Raw genomic sequence first — 18331 nt, 5'->3', positions numbered from 1 at the left:
GTCAGTTCTCCCGGTCGAGGGCGAAGTCGTAGCGCGCCCGGCGGCCGGATCCTTCGGCCGACGGCTCGGGGTCCAGGACCAGCTCGGGCTTGACGGCGGAGGCGATGTCGTCGTCGACGTGCCGCCCGCCCCGGAAGTACAGCTGGGTGGTGATCAGCCGGTGTCCCGGCGCCGACACCTTCAGATGGAGATGGGCGGGGCGCCAGGCGTGCCAGCCCGCCGCCGCGATCAGCCGTCCGCAGGAGCCGTCGGTGGGTATCCGGTACGGCGCCGGCTCCACGGTCCTGATCCGGAACCGGCCCTCGTCGTCGGCGACGACGGTGCCCCGCAGATTCCACTCGGGCAGACCGGGCGCGAACTGCGAGTAGTAGCCGTCGGCGTCGGCCTGCCAGATCTCCACCTCGGCGCCCGGGAGCGCCGTACCGTCGACGCCGGTCACCCGGCCCTCGAAGAGGAGCGGGGTGCCCTGCTCGCCGTCGCGGGCGGGGAGGACCGCGTCGGCGGGCAGCCGGGGCGAACCGGGTACGTAGTACGGGCCCTCGATGGTGCCCTTGTTGCCCCGCCGGTCCTCGTTGGCGACCTCCTCCACGACGTGCTCCAGCCATACGTCGAGGAAGAGCGGCCACTCGCCGTCCTCGCCGACCCCGATGAGCCAGGCCTTGAGGGCGTCGTACTCGGCGTAGGTCACCCGGTGGCGGCGGACGATGTCGTGCGCGGCGGCGAGCAGTTCGGAGACCAGGGTGTCGACGCGGGCGGTGTCGGTGTCGGCGGCGGCGGTGGTCCCGGCGGGTGTCTCCCGCCGGTCGCGGAACCGCTCGGTGGCGGCGGCCCCGGACGCGGCGGCGGTCGCCTGTTCGGCGGAGGTCTCGGTGACGATGTCGGTCATGACGGTCCCATGCCTTTTCGTGGAGGTCGGCGGAGGTCGGTGGAGGTCAGCTGTCCTGCCGGTAGCGGGCCAGCTTGTCGGGGTCGATACGGATGCCGAGCCCGGCGCCCTCGCGGACGCGCAGGGTGCCGCCGGTGATGGTCAGCGGCTCGGCGAGCAGGTCGTCGGACATATCGAGGAAGTTGGACAGCTCGCCCGCGTAGTGGGCCGACGAGCGGTGGGCGGCGCCGAAGGCGACCGAGCACAGGGTGCCGATCTGGCCGTCGATCTGATTGCCCATCACCACCTCCACGCCCAGCGCCTCACAGGTGTGCAGCACCCGCTGGGAGCCGGTGAAACCGGTCCGGGCGGTCTTGACGCTGATCGCGGTGGCGGAGCCGCCGAGCAGCTCCCGGGTCACCTCGGCGGGCCGGGTCGCGCTCTCGTCGGCGATGAAGGGGACCGGGCTGCGGGCGACCAGCCAGCGGCGGCCCAGCACATCGTCGGCGGGGCACAGCTCCTCGGCGAAGAGCAGCCCGAGATCGGCCATCTCGGCCAAGGCGCGCGCCGACTCGGCCGCCGTCCAGCCGCGGTTGCCGTCCACATACAGCCCGACATCCGGGCCGAGCGCCTCGCGCAGCGCCCGGCAGGCCGCGACGTCGTCCCGGTAGGGCCGCCGGCCGACCTTCACCTTGAAGGTGGTGATGCCGTACGTGTCACGGCACCGCTCGGCCTCCGCGACCATCTCGGCGGCCGGGGCGAAGCCGACCATATGGCTTACCCTCATCCGGTCGGCGAAGCCGCCGAGCAGTCCGGACACCGGCATTCCGGCGGCCTGGCCGAGGAGGTCCCACAGGGCCATGTCGAGCGCCGCCTTGGCCGTCGGATTGCCCACGGTCCGGTCCAGCCGGGCGTGGACCGTCTCCCGTTCCAGCACGGTCAGGCCCAGCAGCCGCGGCGCGAACAGCTTGTCGACGGCGGCGACGATCGACTCCTGGGTCTCGCCGTAGGTGTAGGGGCGGGGCGGTGCCTCGGCCGTTCCGACGAGCCCTTCGTCGGTACGCACCCGGATCAGGACATGGTCCGCGGTGCGCACCTCGCCGCTGGCGAAGGCCAGGGGCTTCGTATAGGGGATGGCGAAGGGGATCGCCTCCACCCCGATGATCTTCATATCGTTCCTTGGGGTCCTTGGGGGCCGCTGGATCCTTGGGGTTCGTTGGGTCCTTGAGGTCGGTGGGGATCGCCCGGGTCCGGCCCGGGGAAGAAGCCGTCGCGCTCCAGCGCCGCGGGGAAGTTCCGCAGCAGCGGGGAGCCTCCGTCCTCCGCGCGCCAGGCGAGGGCCAGCGGTACGGACACGGCGTCCGTCAGCTCCTCGTACCGCACGCCCTCGCGGGGCGCGGAACGGACGGAGTCCGGCAGGACGGCGATCCCGAGCCCCGCGGCGACCAGGGCCAGGGCGGCGGAGGTCTCGGCGACCTCGTAGGCGAGGCGCGGTGTGAATCCGGCGGCCGTACAGCTGCGGACGACCGCGTCGTTGACGACCGAGCCCAGGCCGGCGCCGTACATCACGAAGTCCTCGTGGCGCAGCCCGCCGACCGGGACACCACCGGCTCCGGCGAGCCAGTGCTCCGCGGGGACGGCCACCACCAGCGGCTCGTCCGCCAGCGGCCGGTGGGCGATGCCCTCCCGGCGCACCGGCGGGCGCAGCACGCCGACGTCGAGGCGCCGCTCGACCAGTCCGAGTTCCTGGGCCGGGGTGAGCAAGTCGGTATGCACCTCCATCATCACGTGCGGCAGTTCGCGTTTCAGCAGCCGTGCCAGGGCGGGCAGTTGCCGGTACGAGGCGGAGCCCGTGAGGCCGACCCGCAGGACGCCCTCCACACCCGAGGCGAAGCGCCCCGCCCGCGCCACCGCCTCGTCGACGGCCCGCAGAATGCGCGCCACATCGGTACGGAACACCTCACCCGCCCCGGTCAGGGCGACCTGCCGGGTGGTACGGGTGAACAGCTCCACCCCCAGCTCCGCCTCCAGTCGGCGAATGGCCTGGGAGAGCGGCGGCTGGGCCATGTGCAACTGCTCCGCCGCCTTTCCGAAATGGCAGGTCTCGGCGACGGCCGAGAAATACCGAAGATGCCGCAATTCCACCGGGGCTGCCTCTTTCCCGTTCGACTTCCCGACCGGCGGGGCCCTCGATTGCGCTTCAGCGTAGGAAGCGGCCCCCATATCCCGCAAATATCTGATCGCAGGGTATTGAGACGCCGGAGATATCAATACCCCCCTGGGTCAACCCTGGGGGAATGTCCGGGGCCGGGAGTTCACCCCGCTGTCATCGTGCTGAACAGCAACGGCAACGAAGCCGCCGGCCGGGCGGCCTGGGACCAGAGGTGAGAGGGGCGGCCATGACCGATCTCCGCAGCCGCGCACGGAGCATCCTCGAAGACGCGCTCGTCGAAGACCCGGACACCGGTGTGTACCGGGTCCGCCGGAGCGTCTTCACGGACGAGGAACTGTTTGAACTGGAGATGAAGTACATCTTCGAGGGGAACTGGGTCTATCTGGCGCACGAGAGCCAGCTCCCGGAAGTCGGGGACTATTTCACGACGTATATCGGACGCCAGCCGGTGGTGATATCCCGCGACAAACAAGGCGAGCTGCACTGTCTGGTCAATGCCTGTAGCCACCGCGGCGCGATGCTGTGCCGCCGCAAGACCGACAACCGGACCACCTTCACCTGTCCGTTCCACGGCTGGACGTTCAGCAACACGGGACGGCTGCTGAAGGTCAAGGATCCGCGCGAGGCCGGCTACCCCGAGCAGTTCAACACCGAAGGATCGCACGATCTGACCCGGGTGCCCCGTTTCGAGAGCTACCGGGGCTTCCTCTTCGGCAGCCTCAACCCGGATGTGAAGCCGCTCCGGGAGCACCTCGGCGACGCCGCGGTCGTCATCGACATGGTCGTCGACCAGTCGCCCGACGGTCTGGAGGTGCTGCGCGGGGCGTCCACGTACCACTACGACGGCAACTGGAAGCTCCAGGCGGAGAACGGCGCCGACGGCTACCACGTGTCCGCGACCCACTGGAACTACGCTGCCACCCAGGCCCGCCGGACCTCCGGCGAGTCCCGGAACGACACGAAGACCATGGACGCGGGCGGCTGGTCGAAGCAGAAGGGCGGCTTCTACTCGTTCGACCACGGCCATCTGCTGCTGTGGACCAAGTGGCTCGACCCGGCGAACCGGCCGCTGTACGAGCGCCGCGACGAGCTGGCGGCCGAGTTCGGCGAGGCCAAGGCCGACTGGATGATCGGTGTGTCGCGGAACCTCTGCCTGTATCCGAATGTGTATCTGATGGACCAGTTCAGCTCGCAGATCCGGCACTTCAGGCCCGTCTCCGTGGACAAGACCGAGGTGACCATCTACTGCATTGCCCCCAAGGGCGAACCGGCCGATGACCGGGCCCGGCGGATCCGCCAGTACGAGGACTTCTTCAACGCGACCGGGATGGCGACGCCGGACGATCTTGAGGAGTTCCGGTCCTGCCAGAAGACGTACCTGGCCGGCTCGGCGCCCTGGAACGACCTCAGCCGGGGCGCCGTCCACCAGATCGACGGTCCGGACGAGGACGCCAGGAGCATCGGCATCGACCCGATCGCCAGCGGGGTGCGCACCGAGGACGAAGGGCTCTATCCGATCCAGCACGGCTACTGGCTCGACACCCTGCGCAAGGCCCTCGCGACGGAGGAGGCGAAGTGACCACCGACACCACCGCCGATGTGGCGCTGCTCGAACGGGTCCGGGGGTTCCTCTACCGCGAGGCCCGCCATCTCGACGACCGCGAGTTCGAGCGGTGGCTGGAGTGCTACCACCCGGACGCCGAGTTCTGGATGCCGGCCTGGGCCGACGACGGCGAACTGACCACCGACCCCCGGCGTGAGATCTCCTTGATCTACTACCCGACCAGAGCCGGTCTTGAGGACCGCGTCTTCCGGATCCGTACCGACCGGTCCAGCGCCACCAGCCTCCCCGAACCGCGCACCGGCCACAACATCACCCAGGTGGAGATCGTCGGCCGGGGCGGCGAGACCGGCGGCACCGGTGACACGGGCGGCACCGGCGGCACCGGCGGAACTGTTGATATTCGGTTCAACTGGTTCACGCTCTACTACCGCTACCAGACGGTCGACACCTACTTCGGTACCTCGTACTACACCCTCGACCTCGGCGGCCCCGAACCCCTGATCACCCGCAAAAAGGTCGTGCTGAAGAACGACTACGTGCACCACGTCGTCGACGTCTACCACGTCTGAGCCGTCCGCCGGCCGTTCGGAAATGAGCCACAACATGTCCTTCCAGGTCGCCCTGAACTTCGAGGACGGCGTCACCCGCTTCGTCGAGTGCCGCCCCGGCGAGACCGTCGCCGAAGCCTCGTACAAGGCCCGTATCAACATCCCGCTCGACTGCCGCGACGGCGCCTGCGGCACCTGCAAGTCCCGGTGCGACGCCGGGCGGTACGACGGCGGTGACTACATCGACGAGGCGCTCACCGACGACGAGGCCGCGGACGGCTACTGCCTGCCCTGCCAGATGACCCCGCTGAGCGATCTCGTCCTGCGGATCCCGTCCTCGTCGGCCGCGGCGAAGACCGCGGCCGTCACCCACCACGCCACCGTCGCCGAGATCGTCCGGCACTCCCCGGGCACGATCGAGTTCACCCTCGACGTCGACGACCGGGACGCGCTGGACTTCCTGCCCGGCCAGTACGTGAACGTCGACGTCCCCGGCGCCGGCGTGACCCGCTCGTACTCCTTCAGCTCGGGACCCGCCCGGCGGCAGGTCTCCTTCCTGGTGCGGACCGTCCCCGGGGGCGCGATGTCCGGCTATCTCACCGAGCACGCCCGCGCCGGGGACCGGCTGACGTTCACCGGCCCCCTGGGCAGCTTCTATCTGCGCGAACTCACCCGCCCCGCGCTCCTGCTGGCGGGCGGAACCGGGCTCGCCCCGCTGCTCGCCATGCTCGACACCATGACCGGGGCACCGCCCGCCCCGCCGGTCAGACTGATCTACGGCGTCACCACCGACCGCGACCTGGTCCATCTGGACACCCTGGAGCACTACGCGCAGGCCCTCCCCTCCTTCACCTTCGACCACTGCGTCGCCGACGCGGCGAGCACCGCCCGCAACAAGGGCTATGTCACCGGGCTGATGGACGCGGGCACCCTGCACGGCGGCGACACGGACGTCTATCTGTGCGGGCCGCCCCCGATGGTGGAGGCCGTACGGACGCATATCGCGGCCCTCGGCGTGACCCCGGCGGGCTTCCACTACGAGAAGTTCACCCCCGCCGCCGCCGTACGGGAGACGGTGGGGGCGGCATGAGCGCGCACCCGGGCCGGTTCGCGGGCCGGACGGCGGTGGTGACCGGCGCCGCCCAGGGCATCGGCCACGCCGTCGCCCGCCGGCTGGCCGAGGAGTCCGCCGACGTGGTCCTGGTCGACCGCTCCGAGACCGTCCACGAGGCCGCCGCCGGACTCGGCGCCCGCGCCGTCGTCGCCGACCTGGAGGCCTACGAGGGCGCCCGGTCGGCGATCGGGGAGTCGCTGGCCGCGCTGGGCCGGATCGACGTCCTCGTCAACAACGTCGGCGGCACGATCTGGGCGAAGCCGTACGAGCACTACGCGCCCGACGAGATCGAGGCCGAGATCCGGCGGTCCCTCCTCCCCACCCTCTGGACCGTCCGGGCCGTACTGCCCCATCTCGTGGAGCGGCGCTCCGGAACCGTCGTCAACGTCTCATCCGTCGCCACCCGCGGCATCAACCGGGTCCCGTACTCGGCGGCCAAGGGCGGTGTCAACGCGCTGACCGCGTCGCTCGCCATGGAAGCCGCCCCCTACGGCGTCCGGGTCGTGGCCGTCGCGGCGGGCGGTACCGAAGCCCCGCCCCGGCGGGTGGCGCGGGGCCCCGCGCCGCGCGACGACCGGGAACGCGACTGGTACCGGCAGATCGTCGACCAGACCGTCGACTCCTCGTTGCTGAAGCGCTACGGCACACAGGAGGAGCAGGCCGCCGCGATCTGCTTCCTCGCCTCGGACGAGGCGTCGTACATCACGGGCACGGTCCTGCCGGTCGGCGGCGGCGACCAGGGCTGACGGTGCCCTCCGGGCGGGTGGTGGGGTTGGTTGCTGTGGTGCCTGCCGGGTGCGGTCGGGCCGGTCGGTCCCGTCCCGGCGAGGGGGGTGTCCGCCCGGCCACGGGTGTGCCGTCCCTGCCCCGCGCGGGGCCGCTCACCGGGCCGGGTGCTAGCGTCCGGCCCATGAACGACCGCCCCGAGCCGCAGGCGGGCCCGGTCGGGCGGGCCGGCGAGAGCGCCGCGATGATCCGCGCGATCGGGGCCGCGCACGCCGGGCGGCCCACGACCGTCCTGGTCGAGGGCGCGGCCGGGATCGGCAAGACGGCCCTCGTCGACCATGTGCTGGACCGGGTCGCGCACAGGTCCGCCGGGGACACCGGCCAGGAGTCCGGCGGGCCGCCGCCCGCCGTCCTGCGGGTCGGCGGGGTGCCCTGGGAGTCGGAGCTTCCCCTCGGCATCGCCCACCAGCTCCTGCGGGCCGGCGGGGACCACAACGACCCGCCCGATCCGCCGGGCCCGCCCGGGCCGGGAGCCGTACTCGACACCGGCCTCCTCCTCCACCGCCGGTGGCGGGACCGGCAGGAGCGCGAACCGCTGATCGTCGTCGTCGACGACGCCCACTGGGCCGATGCCGAGAGCCTGCGCGCCGTACGGTCGGCGCTGCGCCGGATGTCCACCGAGCGGATCCTGGTCGTCCTGGTCGCCCGGGACGATCCGGGCGAGTGCGCCGACCCGCACGGCCGGGACGTCGAACCGCCGCCGTCGGTCCTGGCCGCCCTGGAGGTCCTCGACGGCTGCCGCGACCACGTCGTACGGCCCGGACCGCTGACCGCGCCGGATGTCATGGGCCTGGCCCGCCGTGCCGCGGGGATCACCCTCGACCCGCCCACGGCCCGGCACCTGTGCCACCACACCCGGGGCAATCCGCGCGATGTGCTCCGGCTGCTGCGCGAACTGCCCCGCGACACCTGGCAGGAACGGCGCTCCGAACTCCCCGCGCCCGCCCGCCACACCGCGGCGGTACGCCACCGTCTGGCCCGCTGCGGCCCGGACGCCCGCGCCCTCGTGGAGGCGTGCGCGGTCATCGGCGAGGACGCCGAACTCGCCGAGGCCGCCGCGCTCGCGGACCTCGGCAGCCCGCTGCCCGCGGTGGACGAGGCGAGGGCCGCCGGACTGCTGACCGCCGCCTGCGAACCCGGGCTCGCCCTGCTGTCGTTCACCCGGCCCCTGGACCGGGCCGCCGTCCTCACCGGTATCGAGCTGACCCGCCGGGCCGCCCTGCACACCCGCGCGGCGCGGCTCACCGGGGACCGCGGACGGCGGCTCAACCACCGGGTGGCCGCGACCACGACGACCGACGACGCCCTCGCCGCCGAACTCGACGCGTACGCCGCGGAACGCGCCTGCGCGGGCGAGTGGTCCACCGTCGCCGACGCCCTCGTCCGCGCGGGACGGCTCAGCACCGGGCGCGCCGCGCGCGAGGACCGGCTGCTGCGGGCCGTCGACGCGATGATCGGCGCCGGGGACGTACCGCAGGCCACGGCCTTCGCGGCCGAGCTGGAGAGCTTCCCGGCGGGCATCCTGCGCGATGTCGTCCTCGGCTACCTCGCCCTGATGCGCGGACGCCCCGCGGAGGCGGACGCCTTCCTCACCGAGGCATGGCGGCGCTGCGACCCCGAACGCCACCACGACCTGATGGCCCGGATCTGCCAGCGGCGGGTGCTGCACGCCCTCGGCCGGTGGGACGGGCCCGACCTGGTCGCCTGGGCCCGCCGCGCGATCGAACTCGCCGACCCGGACGACCCCTCCGCGGTGGAGTCCCAGGCCGTGCTCGGCCTCGGCCTGGCCGCCGCGGGCCGCCCCGACGAAGCCCTCGCCGCCTACGAGTCGGCCGCCGACGCCCTCTCCGGCGGCGCCCAGCCCCAGCGCTTCCGGCTCGGCCGGGGCTGGGTCGATCTCGCGCTCGACGCCCCCGAGGCCGCGCGCCGAGAACTGGAGGCGGCCGTCCCCACGGGATTCCGGATGGGCTCCACCCGGATCTCGCTCTGGGCCCAGGGCTGGCTGGCCCGTACCCAGTTCGCGCTGGGCGCCTGGCCGGAGGCGCTTGAGACCGCGCAGCGGGCCGAGGTCCGGCTCGCCGAGTTCCGGATCGAGCCCGTACGCCCCCTGGTCCACTGGACCGCCGCCCAGATCCACGCCCTGCGCGGCGACTGGGAGAGCGCGGACCGCCATGTCGCCGAAGCCGCCGCCGAACGGCACCACTACGAGGTCATGCTCGTCCCGTCCTGCCTGGCCCGCGCCCAGGTGGCGGAGGCCCGCGGCGACTACGAGCGGGTCGTCGAGGCGCTGAACCCCCTGGCCCGGCTCGCCGCGCGCGACTCGATCGACGAACCCGGCTTCTGGCCCTGGCCCGACGTCTACGCCAACGCCCTCGTCCTCACCGGCCGCCTCGACGAGGCCGATGCCTTCCTCACCCCCTACGAGACCCTCGCCGCCCGCCGCGACCGCCGCTCCGCCCGGGCCCGGCTCGGTCTCGCCCGCGGCCGGCTCACCGCGGCCCGCGGCGATATCGACGCCGCCCGCGCCGAGTTCGACCGGGCCCTCGCCCATCTGGACCGCCTCCCGCTGCCGTACGACCGCGCCCGGGTGAACTTCGCCTACGGCCAGACGCTGCGCCGCGCCGGGAAACGCCGCGAGGCCGACACCGCCCTGAGGAACGCCCGGGACGCCTACGCCACCCTCGGCGCCCGCACCTATGTGGACCGCTGTGAACGCGAACTCCAGGCGGGCGGCGTCCACACCCCCCGCCGCACCCCCGGCCCGACGGCCCGCCTCACCCCCCAGGAACGCGCGGTGGCGATCCTGGTGGCCGCCGGCGCCACGAACCAACAGACGGCGCTGGAACTGTTCATCTCGGTCAAGACCGTCCAGTACCACCTGACCAACGTCTACGCCAAGATCGGCGTCCGCTCCCGAACCGAACTCGCGGCACGCTTCCGCGAAACGTCCCCGGACGGCTGACCCGCGACACGAACGGGTCCCGACCGAGGCGTGCCGGGCCCCGCCCGTGCCGGGCCCCGCCCGTGCCGGGCCCCGCCCGTGCCGGGCAGGGCGGCCGGAAGCCCTTGGTAGGGTCGCCGGGGCGGGGCGGCGGGGCCGTCGGGGTGAGGTGCGCAGGGGAAGGCGACGGTGGCGAATGACGGCGGAAGCTCCGGTCGTGGACGGGGGACCGGGTCCCCTCGACTACTTCTTCCAGTGGCTCGACGGCGAGTTCGGCAGAGCCGAGCCGCGCCGGCACGCCCTCCGTTATCTCCGCGGACTCCTCGAACCGGCCGGCGCCGGGGCGGCGGCGTCCGGTGCGGAGGACGGGCGGAACCGGCTGCTGACCACCGCCCAGTGGGACGAGGGCTCCGTCCGGGACCGGGTACGGGAGATGGTGCTCGCGTGCATGGGGTCGGACGAGTCCGTCCTCGTGGTCGCCGAGGACGGGTTCCTGAAGAAGGGAAACGGTTCGGCGGGTGTGGCCCGGCAGTACAGCGCCGCGTCCGGACGGATAGACAACTACCAGATCGGGCTGTTCCTGCTCCATGTGGACCCCCGGGGCACGGCCTGCGCCGTCGACCGGGAGCTGCTCGTACCGCAGAGCCGGGCCGAAGATCCCGTACACCGTGAGCGGACGGGGATTCCCGCGCGACCGGAGCTGTCCTTCCGGGAGGACCTCGCCCTGGCGATGGTGGAACGCGCCCTCGACGCCGGGGCGCCCGCGCGCTGGGTCACCGCCGACGCCCCCTACTACGGGGAGAACCCCGCCTTCCGCGCCGCCCTGGAACGGCGCGGGACGCCCTATGTGCTCCTCAGCCACACCAGCGGCCCGCCGGTGACCCGGACACCCGCCGACGACGGCTTCGCCCACTGGCGGCTGGGCCGCGAGGGCGGCGGATCGTATCTCTGCTACGCGCCATCCGACACCGGCGTCGACGAACTCGTCGCGGTCGCCGCACGACGGACGACTGCCGCCGGATATTTCGCGTCGGCGCGCCGTGAAGCGGGTCTCGACCGCTATTCCGTCAGGAAATGGCGGGCCTGGTACCGGCATATGACCCTCGCCATGTTCGCCCATGCCTTCCTGGCGGCGACCCGATCCTAGAGTTCTCCACGACTTCCCCCAAGGGCATCCCGGCATCGTGCCGGGGTGCCCTTTCTTCGCAGGTGGGGGCGGGTAGGACAGATGGCTCCTCGTTCCGCACTTGGGTTCCCCGATGCCAATTGACATCCCGTTATGCAATTGGCGGCGTTTATCGCGGAAGGAATTCACGGGACCGGAAATGCCTTACACTCGCAGTCGGTTCGAAAAGGCGATTCCGATATACGTCGGCACGTTTTTCGGGCCGGTCGGGTCGATGACTACGGGGAGGAAGAACCGCGATGACGCACGAGGCCCCCGCACGGGCCGGACGACGGGAATGGGCGGGCCTGGCCGTGCTGGCCCTGCCCACCATGGTCCTGTCGATGGATCTCACCGTGCTCCATCTGGCCACCCCCGGGCTGAGCTCCGCCCTCGCCCCCACCGGCGGCCAACTCCTGTGGATCCTCGACGTCTACGGATTCCTCGTCGCCGGGTTCCTGATGACGATGGGCACCCTGGGCGACCGGATCGGCCGCCGGCGGCTGCTGCTCGCCGGGGCCGCGGCCTTCGCCGCCGCCTCCGCGCTGGCGGCCCTCGCCGACACGGCCGAACTGCTGATCGCGGCCCGGGCGCTGCTCGGGGTCGCCGGGGCGACCCTGATGCCGTCCACCCTGGCCCTGCTGACCGGGATGTTCCGCGACCCGGCGCAGCGCACCTTCGCCTTCGCGGTCTGGATGACCTGCTTCACCGCGGGCGAGGCGATCGGCCCCCTGGTGGGCGGTGTGATGCTCCAGTACTTCTGGTGGGGCTCGGTCTTTCTGATCGGGATACCCGTGATGCTTCTGCTGCTGGTCGCGGGACCCCTGGTACTGCCCGAGCAGCGGCGCCCGGTCGCCGGGCGGTTCGACGTCCCCGGCGCCGTACTGTCGCTGGTCGCGGTGTTGAGCGTCGTCTACGGGGCCAAGCGCCTCGCCGCTTCGGGCGCGAGCCCGGCGGCCTTCGCCTGGATCGCCGGCGGACTGCTGGTCGGCGCGGTCTTCCTGCGCCGCCAACGACGTCTGGCCGAGCCCCTGGTGGACCCGGCGCTGTTCGCCCGGCCCGCCTTCGGCGCGGCGCTGGCGACCCAGACCCTCGCGGTCGCCGCGATGGCGGGCTCCCAACTCCTGGTGATGCAGTACCTCCAGGTCGTCCTCGGCCTCTCGCCGCTGGAGGCCGGGCTGTGGACGCTGCCGTCCGTCCTGTGCGGGATCGCCGCGACGCTCCTGGTGCCCCGGATCGTCAGCCGGGTCCGCCCCACGACGGTCATCGCCTGCGGCCTCGCGACGGCCGCCGCGGGCGCCGCCCTGGTCGCCGCCACCGCCACCCGGGCCGATCTCGCCCTCACCGTGGCGAGCTTCACGGTCCTCTACACGGGCGTCACCCCCGTACTCGCCCTGACCACGAACGCCATCGTGGGATCCGCCCCGCCGGAGCGCGCGGGCCTCGCGTCGGGGATCTCCCAGAGCGGCGCCGAACTCGGACTGGCCGCGGGCATGGCCTTCCTGGGCAGTGCCGCCATGGCCGTCTACCGGGGCCGGATCGGCGAAACGGCGCCCCCGGGCATCGGCACCGGAGCGCTCCACGAGGCCGAGGAGACGGCCGGCGGCGCCCTGGCCGTCGCCGACCGGCTCCCGGACGGGGTCGGCGACGCGCTCCGCGACGCCGCGGCGCTCGCCTTCGCCGACGGGCTGCGGGTCGCCGCCGTCCTCAGCGCGATCGGCCTCGCGGGCGCGGCCGTCCTCGCCGCCACCGTCCTCAAGAAATCCCCCGGCACCGACGCCGAGCCGAAGCAGGCGGACGACACGGAGCCCGCGGCCACCGGCGGCTGACGCCGCCGGTGGTGAGGGGCGGCTGATGAAGGGGCGGGTTGCGCGGGGAAGCGGGCTCCGGGAACGAAGTGACGTCTCCCGGGACTACTCCTGGCCCGGGCTGGGCATCTCATTGGTCAGCTCACCGTCGACGGCGGGAGTGGGCGGCCCATCCGCAGGAGCGAGTCCGTCCGGGTGCCGACGAAAGGTCTTGTCCGTGTCCGCGCAGAGCGCCCGGCCCGACCGTCCTCCGGTACGGGACCCCGGCGGCCCGCGCGCGCCCGGCCCCCCGCCATGACCCCGGCGGCGCCGCCGTACCGCACGTCCCTTCATCCCTTCACCAGCGGCGAGGTGTGATGTTCCTGGACTGGCAGCAGGATCAATCCGACGCGTACGACGCCATGCTCGCGGCCGTCGGGAAGACTCTGCGGGAACCCCCGGACGCCCGTTCCGAGCGGCGCGAGGCCTGGCGGCGCTGCGGCGAGCTGGGGCTGCTGGGCCTCTGCGTCCCGGAACCGTACGGCGGACGCGGCCTGGGCGCGCTCGACACCGCGCATCTCGTCGAGGCGTTCGGCCGGGGCTGCGAGGACACCGGGCTCGTCTTCGCCACCAGCGCCCATCTCCTCGCCTGCGCCGTACCGATCGCGGCCCACGGCTCCGATGAGTTACGCGCCCGGCTGCTGCCCGCGATGTGCGCCGGGACCGCGATCGCCGCCAACGCCATGACCGAGACCGAGGCCGGGTCGGACGTCTCCGCCATCACCACCCGCGCCGTACGCGACGGCGACACCTACGTCATCAACGGCTCCAAGTCGTGGGCCAGCAACGCCCCCGACGCCGATGTCTTCGTCACCTACGCGGTGACCGACCCCACCGCCGGATTCCTCGGGACCTCGGCCTTCGTCGTCGAACGCTCCGCGCCCGGCCTGCGCGTCGGCGAACCGCTCGCGAAGATGGGCCTCGACAGCTGTGCCGCGGGGGCGGTCCACTTCGAGGACTGCCGGGTGCCCGCCGGGAACCTCCTGGGGGCGGAGGGCGCGGGCGGCGCCGTCTTCCAGCACTCCATGGCCTGGGAACGGGCCTGCCTCTTCGCCGGATACATCGGCCTGATGGACCGGCTGCTCGACCGCTGTGTCGCCCACGCCCGGCGACGGAGGCAGTTCGGGCGCCGGATCGCCGACTTCCAGGCGGTGTCCCACCGGGTCGCGGAGATGAAGCTCCGGCTCGAAGGCGCGCGGCTGCTGCTGTACCGGGCCTGTTTCCGGCTCGACCGCGGCGACCACGGCGCCGCCGACAGCGCCCTCTCCAAACTCGCCGTATCGGAGGCCGCGGTCCGGGCGGCCTCCGACGCCCTGCGGATCTTCGGCGCCCGGGGCTATCTCGTCGACGAGGGGCTGGAAGCGGCGCTGCGCGACACCGTGCCCGCCCGGCTGTTCTCCGGCACGAACGAGATCCAGCACGAGCTGATCGCGAAGGGGCTCGGGCTGTGAACCTGGCGTCCCTGGTCGCCGACTCCGCGCGGCGCGCCCCCGGCGATCCCGCCGTCGCGGGACCCGACGGCGAACTGACCTACGGCGAACTGGACCGGGCCGCCGACCGCCTGGCGGCACGGCTGCGCGCGGACGGTGTGGGCCGCGGCGACCGGGTGGTGATCTGGCTGGACAAGTCGGTCGCCGCGGTCGTCGTCATGCAGGCCGTGCTGCGGCTCTCCGCGGTGTACGTACCGGTGGACGCCGCCAACCCGCCGCTGCGGACCGCGCTCATCGCCCGCGGCTGCGGCGCCGCCCTCCTCGTCACCGACCCGGCCCGCGCCGCGGTGCTCAAGGACGCGGGGCCCGGTACACCACCGGTCCACACCCTCGACCCGGACCCTCCGGAGGGTCAGGTCGCCGAGTCCGGGGTCCCGGAACCCGCCCGGCCGGACGATCTCGCCTACATCCTCTACACCTCCGGCTCCACGGGCGAGCCCAAGGGGGTGTGCGTCACCCATCGCAACGCCCTGGCCTTCATCCGCTGGGCCGCCGCCGAACTCGGCGCCGGCCGGCGCGACCGGTTCGCCAACCACGCCCCCTTCGCCTTCGACCTGTCGGTCCTCGACCTCTACGTCGCCTTCCTCACCGGCGCGTCGGTCCGGCTGGTCCCCGCCGAACTGGCCTACGCGCCCGGCCAGCTGACGGCGTTCCTCACCGAGGAGCGGATCACCGTCTGGTACTCGGTGCCCTCCGTCCTCGTCCTGATGATCCGGGACGGCGGGCTCTGCGACACACCCCGGCCGCCCGCGCTCCGCGCCGTCCTCTTCGCGGGGGAGCCGTTCCCCGCCGCCCCGCTGGCCCGGCTGTTCGGGCGGTGGCCCGGTATCCGGTTCCTCAATCTCTACGGCCCCACCGAGACCAATGTCTGTACGTTCCACGAGGTCACCGCGGACGATATCGGCGGCCCTGTCCCGATCGGCCGCGCCTGCTCCGGGAACGAGGTGTGGGCGGTCCGGCCGGACGGGCGGCGCGCCGGGCCGCTGGAGGAGGGCGAACTCGTCGTCGCCGGGCCGACCGTGATGGCCGGGTACTGGGGCCGCCCCGCGCACCGGGGCCCCTACCGGACCGGTGACCTGGTCCGGGTCGGGGCCGACGGCGCCTTCGACTACCGGGGGCGGCTGGACCGGATGGTCAAGATCCGGGGCCGGCGGGTCGAACTCGGCGAGATCGAGGCCGCACTCGCCCGTCATCCGGCCGTGAACGAGGCCGCGGTACTCGTCGAAGGGGAGGGGACCGCCGCACGGATCGTCGCCGTGGTCGTCCCCGACGGGACCGCCCCGCCGGGCCTGCTGGCGGTGAAGCGCCACTGCGCCGGGCTGCTGCCCCGCTACATGATCCCCGACGCCGTGGTGGCCGTCCCCGAACTGCCCCGTACCCGCAACGGCAAGACGGACCGCGCGCTGCTGAGCCGGGCCGTGCTCCCGCACCCCCCTGACCCCCGAGCCACCTGAGCCCCAGGCCCTCTGAGCCCCAAGCCTCCTCCCGAGCTTCCGAGGAAAGGACGAACGACGCCCATGGACCAGGCCGCCGCCGCCACGGAGATCGAGGGTTACATCCGTACCGAACTCCTCGACGGGGACCCCTCGGCCGAACTGACCGCCGAGTCACCGCTGCTGGAATGGGGAGTGCTCAACTCGATGAACATCACCCGCCTCGTCGCGTTCCTGCGCGAGCGGTTCGACGCCGATGTGACCCCCGGACATCTCGTCCCCGCCAACTTCCGGGACATCGGAAGCGTGGCGCGCCTGGTCGCCGGTCTCACCTCCGAACGGGCGGTGGACCGAGCCTCCGGTACGGCGGCGGACTGAGCCTCCGGTACGGCGGGGGGAGCCGTCCCCCGCCGTACCGGGCGGGTCAGCGGACCACCGCGTACGCCTGCCCGCCGCGGGGGCTCGCGGCGGCCAGCACCCCGCCGTGCGCGTCGACGCCGGTGACACAGACCTTGCCGAGGGAGAGCGGCGCCACCACCTTCAGCTCGTGCCCGCGAGCGCGCAGCCCGGCGAGGGTCTCATCGGGGAAGCCGTCCTCCAGTACCAGGGTGAGCGGACGGGCGGTGCGCGGGGTGAACGACGTCGGTACGTGATCGGTGTGGAAGGTGCGTTCCTCCACCGCCGCCTGCGGGTCGAGACCGAAGTCGAGATGGTGGACGAGGAAATTCAGCGTCCACTGGTCCTGCTGGTCGCCGCCGGGGGTGCCGAAGGCCAGCCGGGGGCGGCCGTCGCGCAGCAGCAGCGTCGGGCTGAGGGTCGTCCGGGGCCGCTTGCCCGGTGCCAGGGTGTTGTTGTGCCCCTCGTCGAGCCAGGCCATCTGGCCCCGGGTGCCGAGGGGGAAGCCCAGTCCCGGGACGACGGGTGAGCTCTTCAGCCAGCCGCCGCTGGGGGTGGCCACGACCATATTGCCGTCCCGGTCGGTGGCGCTGACGCAGGTCGTGTCGCCCTTGGCGGCGGTGCGCAGCAGCACCGTGGGGATACCGTCGCCGAGCTGGTCGAGCCAGTCGGGCCGCCCCGGGACGGGGGTGATGTCGCGGACCGGCGGGATCCACGGCTCCCGGCCGCCGGGCGATCCGGGCCGCAGCTCTCCTGACGCCCGCGGCCCGATCAGCGCCCTGCGGGCCGCCGCGTACTCGCGGTCCAGCAGTTCCTTCAGGGGTACGTCGGCGTGCTCGGGGTCCCCGTACCACGCCTCCCGGTCGGCGAAGGCGAGCTTCGCGGCCTCCACGACGGTGTGGAGGTGCTCGGCGCCGCCGCGCTCCACCGCCCCCAGGTCGAAGCCCTCCAGCAGGGCGAGTTGCTGGAGGAAGACGGGACCCTGCGACCAGGGCCCCGGCTTGTGGACCTGGTGGCCCCGGTAGTCGTAACTGACGGTGGGTTCCGAGCCCGCCCGCCAGGCGGCGAGATCGGCGCCGGTGAGCAGACCGCGGTGGTGCCGCCCGGTGGAGTCGATCATCTCCGTGGTGGTGAACCGGTCGATCGCCTCGGCCACGAACCCCTCGTAGAAGGCCTGGGCGGCGGCGTCGGCCTGGCCCTCGCGGTCGGACGTGGCGGCCTTGGCCTCGGCGAGGATGCGCCGGAAGACCTCGGCCAGGGCCGGGTTGCGCATCCGTTCCCCCGGTGCCGGGACCCGTCCGCCGGGCAGGAACGTGCGGCCCGACTCGGCCCACTCGTCCCGGAAGAGGGGGGCCATCACCTCGATCATGGCCGATGCCCTGGGCAGCAGGGGGTAGCCGCCGTCGGCGTATCCGATGGCCGGCTCCAGGACGTCCGCGACACGGAGCCGTCCGTGGTCGCGCAGCAGCCGCATCCAGGCGCCGAACGCGCCGGGGACGGGGGCCGCCAGCAGTCCGGAGCCGGGGACGGCGTCCAGACCGAGGGCGCGGAAGGCCGCCGGGGTGGCGGCTGCGGGCATCGGGCCCTGGCCGCAGATGACCCGGGTCTCACCGGTCGCCGCCTCGTACACCATGATCGGGACATCGCCCGCCGGGCCGTTGAGATGGGGCTCGACGACCTGGCACACCAGGGCGGCGGCGACGGCGGCGTCGAAGGCGTTTCCGCCGCGGTCGAGCATCGCCATGCCGGTGGCGGAGGCCAGCCAGTGACTGGCGGCGACGGCGCCCAGGGTGCCGTGGAGTTCGGGGCGGTGCAGCACGAGGGTCCTTCCGGGACAGGGGTAGTGGGTTCAGGGGGCCGGGGGCGGTGGGACGGCGATCGTGCCGTGGGCGACGGGTGCGACGTCCCCGGCCGCCGCGGCGTGCGCGGGCCGGCCGTCGACGACGGTGATCGCACAGTCGAGCCGGCCGGTACGGGGCGTTCCGGCACCCAGGTGGACGGTGTACCGG

14 protein-coding genes are annotated in these 18331 nt (G+C 73.1%); 10 read left to right on the top strand and 4 right to left on the bottom strand.

Going from position 1 to position 18331, the window contains the following annotated elements; all coding sequences use genetic code 11:
- Nucleotide 1: 1 nt before the first annotated feature.
- Genes catA through ACFXG1_RS19950 form a run of 3 tightly spaced genes read right to left on the bottom strand, consistent with a single transcriptional unit; the run spans nucleotide 2 to nucleotide 3010 of the window.
- Entirely contained in the window at nucleotides 2-886 is an 885-nt protein-coding gene (gene catA, locus ACFXG1_RS19960) for a catechol 1,2-dioxygenase (RefSeq protein ID WP_384723444.1), read from the bottom strand.
- 46 nt (nucleotides 887-932) lie between these two features.
- On the bottom strand, nucleotides 933-2036 hold the full coding sequence (locus tag ACFXG1_RS19955; RefSeq protein ID WP_384743847.1) for a mandelate racemase/muconate lactonizing enzyme family protein: 1104 nt from the start codon (nucleotides 2034-2036) through the stop codon (nucleotides 933-935).
- Nucleotides 2033-3010 (bottom strand): LysR family transcriptional regulator, encoded by a 978-nt coding sequence (locus tag ACFXG1_RS19950; RefSeq protein WP_384743845.1) that lies wholly within the window; start codon nucleotides 3008-3010, stop codon nucleotides 2033-2035. The genes ACFXG1_RS19955 and ACFXG1_RS19950 overlap by 4 nt, the downstream gene beginning before the upstream one ends.
- A 254-nt stretch (nucleotides 3011-3264) precedes the next feature.
- On the opposite strand from ACFXG1_RS19950, the gene benA reads away from it, so the two are divergent.
- The 10 genes from benA to ACFXG1_RS19900 all read left to right on the top strand — a co-directional run bounded on the left by benA (nucleotide 3265) and on the right by ACFXG1_RS19900 (nucleotide 16304).
- Nucleotides 3265-4617 carry a benzoate 1,2-dioxygenase large subunit gene (gene benA, locus ACFXG1_RS19945; protein ID WP_384722966.1) on the top strand — a complete coding sequence of 451 codons (1353 nt, stop codon included), beginning with the start codon at nucleotides 3265-3267 and terminating at the stop codon, nucleotides 4615-4617.
- Nucleotides 4614-5171 (top strand): benzoate 1,2-dioxygenase small subunit, encoded by a 558-nt coding sequence (gene benB / locus ACFXG1_RS19940; RefSeq protein WP_384722968.1) that lies wholly within the window; start codon nucleotides 4614-4616, stop codon nucleotides 5169-5171. Before benA ends, benB begins: the two co-directional genes overlap by 4 nt.
- 34 nt (nucleotides 5172-5205) lie before the next feature.
- Nucleotides 5206-6240, top strand: coding sequence for a benzoate 1,2-dioxygenase electron transfer component BenC (gene benC, locus ACFXG1_RS19935; protein WP_384743842.1), 1035 nt, complete (start codon nucleotides 5206-5208; stop codon nucleotides 6238-6240).
- Nucleotides 6237-7010, top strand: coding sequence for a 1,6-dihydroxycyclohexa-2,4-diene-1-carboxylate dehydrogenase (locus ACFXG1_RS19930; RefSeq protein ID WP_384723770.1), 774 nt, complete (start codon nucleotides 6237-6239; stop codon nucleotides 7008-7010). The genes benC and ACFXG1_RS19930 overlap by 4 nt, the downstream gene beginning before the upstream one ends.
- Nucleotides 7011-7174: 164 nt before the next feature.
- The gene (locus tag ACFXG1_RS19925) at nucleotides 7175-10012 is read left to right on the top strand and encodes an AAA family ATPase (RefSeq protein ID WP_384743840.1); all 2838 of its coding nucleotides are present in this window, start codon (nucleotides 7175-7177) and stop codon (nucleotides 10010-10012) included.
- Nucleotides 10013-10187: 175 nt separating this feature from the next.
- Nucleotides 10188-11138, top strand: a complete 951-nt coding sequence (locus ACFXG1_RS19920) for an IS701 family transposase (RefSeq protein ID WP_384743838.1) — start codon at nucleotides 10188-10190, stop codon at nucleotides 11136-11138.
- A gap of 278 nt (nucleotides 11139-11416) precedes the next feature.
- On the top strand, nucleotides 11417-12985 hold the full coding sequence (locus tag ACFXG1_RS19915; RefSeq protein ID WP_384714003.1) for an MFS transporter: 1569 nt from the start codon (nucleotides 11417-11419) through the stop codon (nucleotides 12983-12985).
- Between the two features lie 335 nt (nucleotides 12986-13320).
- Nucleotides 13321-14454: an acyl-CoA dehydrogenase family protein gene (locus ACFXG1_RS19910; protein WP_384743836.1), complete on the top strand. Its 1134-nt coding sequence runs from the start codon at nucleotides 13321-13323 to the stop codon at nucleotides 14452-14454.
- Nucleotides 14451-15947: an amino acid adenylation domain-containing protein gene (locus ACFXG1_RS19905; protein WP_384743834.1), complete on the top strand. Its 1497-nt coding sequence runs from the start codon at nucleotides 14451-14453 to the stop codon at nucleotides 15945-15947. The genes ACFXG1_RS19910 and ACFXG1_RS19905 overlap by 4 nt, the downstream gene beginning before the upstream one ends.
- Nucleotides 15948-16010: 63 nt before the next feature.
- Nucleotides 16011-16304 (top strand): acyl carrier protein, encoded by a 294-nt coding sequence (locus tag ACFXG1_RS19900; protein WP_384743832.1) that lies wholly within the window; start codon nucleotides 16011-16013, stop codon nucleotides 16302-16304.
- Nucleotides 16305-16350: 46 nt separating this feature from the next.
- Here the strand turns inward: ACFXG1_RS19900 and ACFXG1_RS19895 are convergent, their stop codons facing one another.
- On the bottom strand, nucleotides 16351-18141 hold the full coding sequence (locus ACFXG1_RS19895; RefSeq protein WP_384723211.1) for a gamma-glutamyltransferase family protein: 1791 nt from the start codon (nucleotides 18139-18141) through the stop codon (nucleotides 16351-16353).
- Nucleotides 18142-18331: the final 190 nt, after the last annotated feature.

The sequence above is a fragment of the Streptomyces sp. NPDC059248 genome (genome assembly GCF_042753905.1).
Taxonomy (GTDB): domain Bacteria; phylum Actinomycetota; class Actinomycetes; order Streptomycetales; family Streptomycetaceae; genus Streptomyces.
This window is presented reverse-complemented; position numbering and strand designations above follow the sequence as displayed.

Bases quoted from the DNA above. Each gene is read 5' to 3' on its own strand.
- catA (WP_384723444.1), bottom strand. From the start codon at position 886: ATGACCGACATCGTCACCGAGACCTCCGCCGAACAGGCGACCGCCGCC.
- ACFXG1_RS19955 (WP_384743847.1), bottom strand. From the start codon at position 2,036: ATGAAGATCATCGGGGTGGAGGCGATCCCCTTCGCCATCCCCTATACG.
- benA (WP_384722966.1), top strand. From the start codon at position 3,265: ATGACCGATCTCCGCAGCCGCGCACGGAGCATCCTCGAAGACGCGCTC.
- benC (WP_384743842.1), top strand. From the start codon at position 5,206: ATGTCCTTCCAGGTCGCCCTGAACTTCGAGGACGGCGTCACCCGCTTC.
- ACFXG1_RS19930 (WP_384723770.1), top strand. From the start codon at position 6,237: ATGAGCGCGCACCCGGGCCGGTTCGCGGGCCGGACGGCGGTGGTGACC.
- ACFXG1_RS19925 (WP_384743840.1), top strand. From the start codon at position 7,175: ATGAACGACCGCCCCGAGCCGCAGGCGGGCCCGGTCGGGCGGGCCGGC.
- ACFXG1_RS19920 (WP_384743838.1), top strand. From the start codon at position 10,188: ATGACGGCGGAAGCTCCGGTCGTGGACGGGGGACCGGGTCCCCTCGAC.
- ACFXG1_RS19915 (WP_384714003.1), top strand. From the start codon at position 11,417: ATGACGCACGAGGCCCCCGCACGGGCCGGACGACGGGAATGGGCGGGC.
- ACFXG1_RS19910 (WP_384743836.1), top strand. From the start codon at position 13,321: ATGTTCCTGGACTGGCAGCAGGATCAATCCGACGCGTACGACGCCATG.
- ACFXG1_RS19900 (WP_384743832.1), top strand. From the start codon at position 16,011: ATGGACCAGGCCGCCGCCGCCACGGAGATCGAGGGTTACATCCGTACC.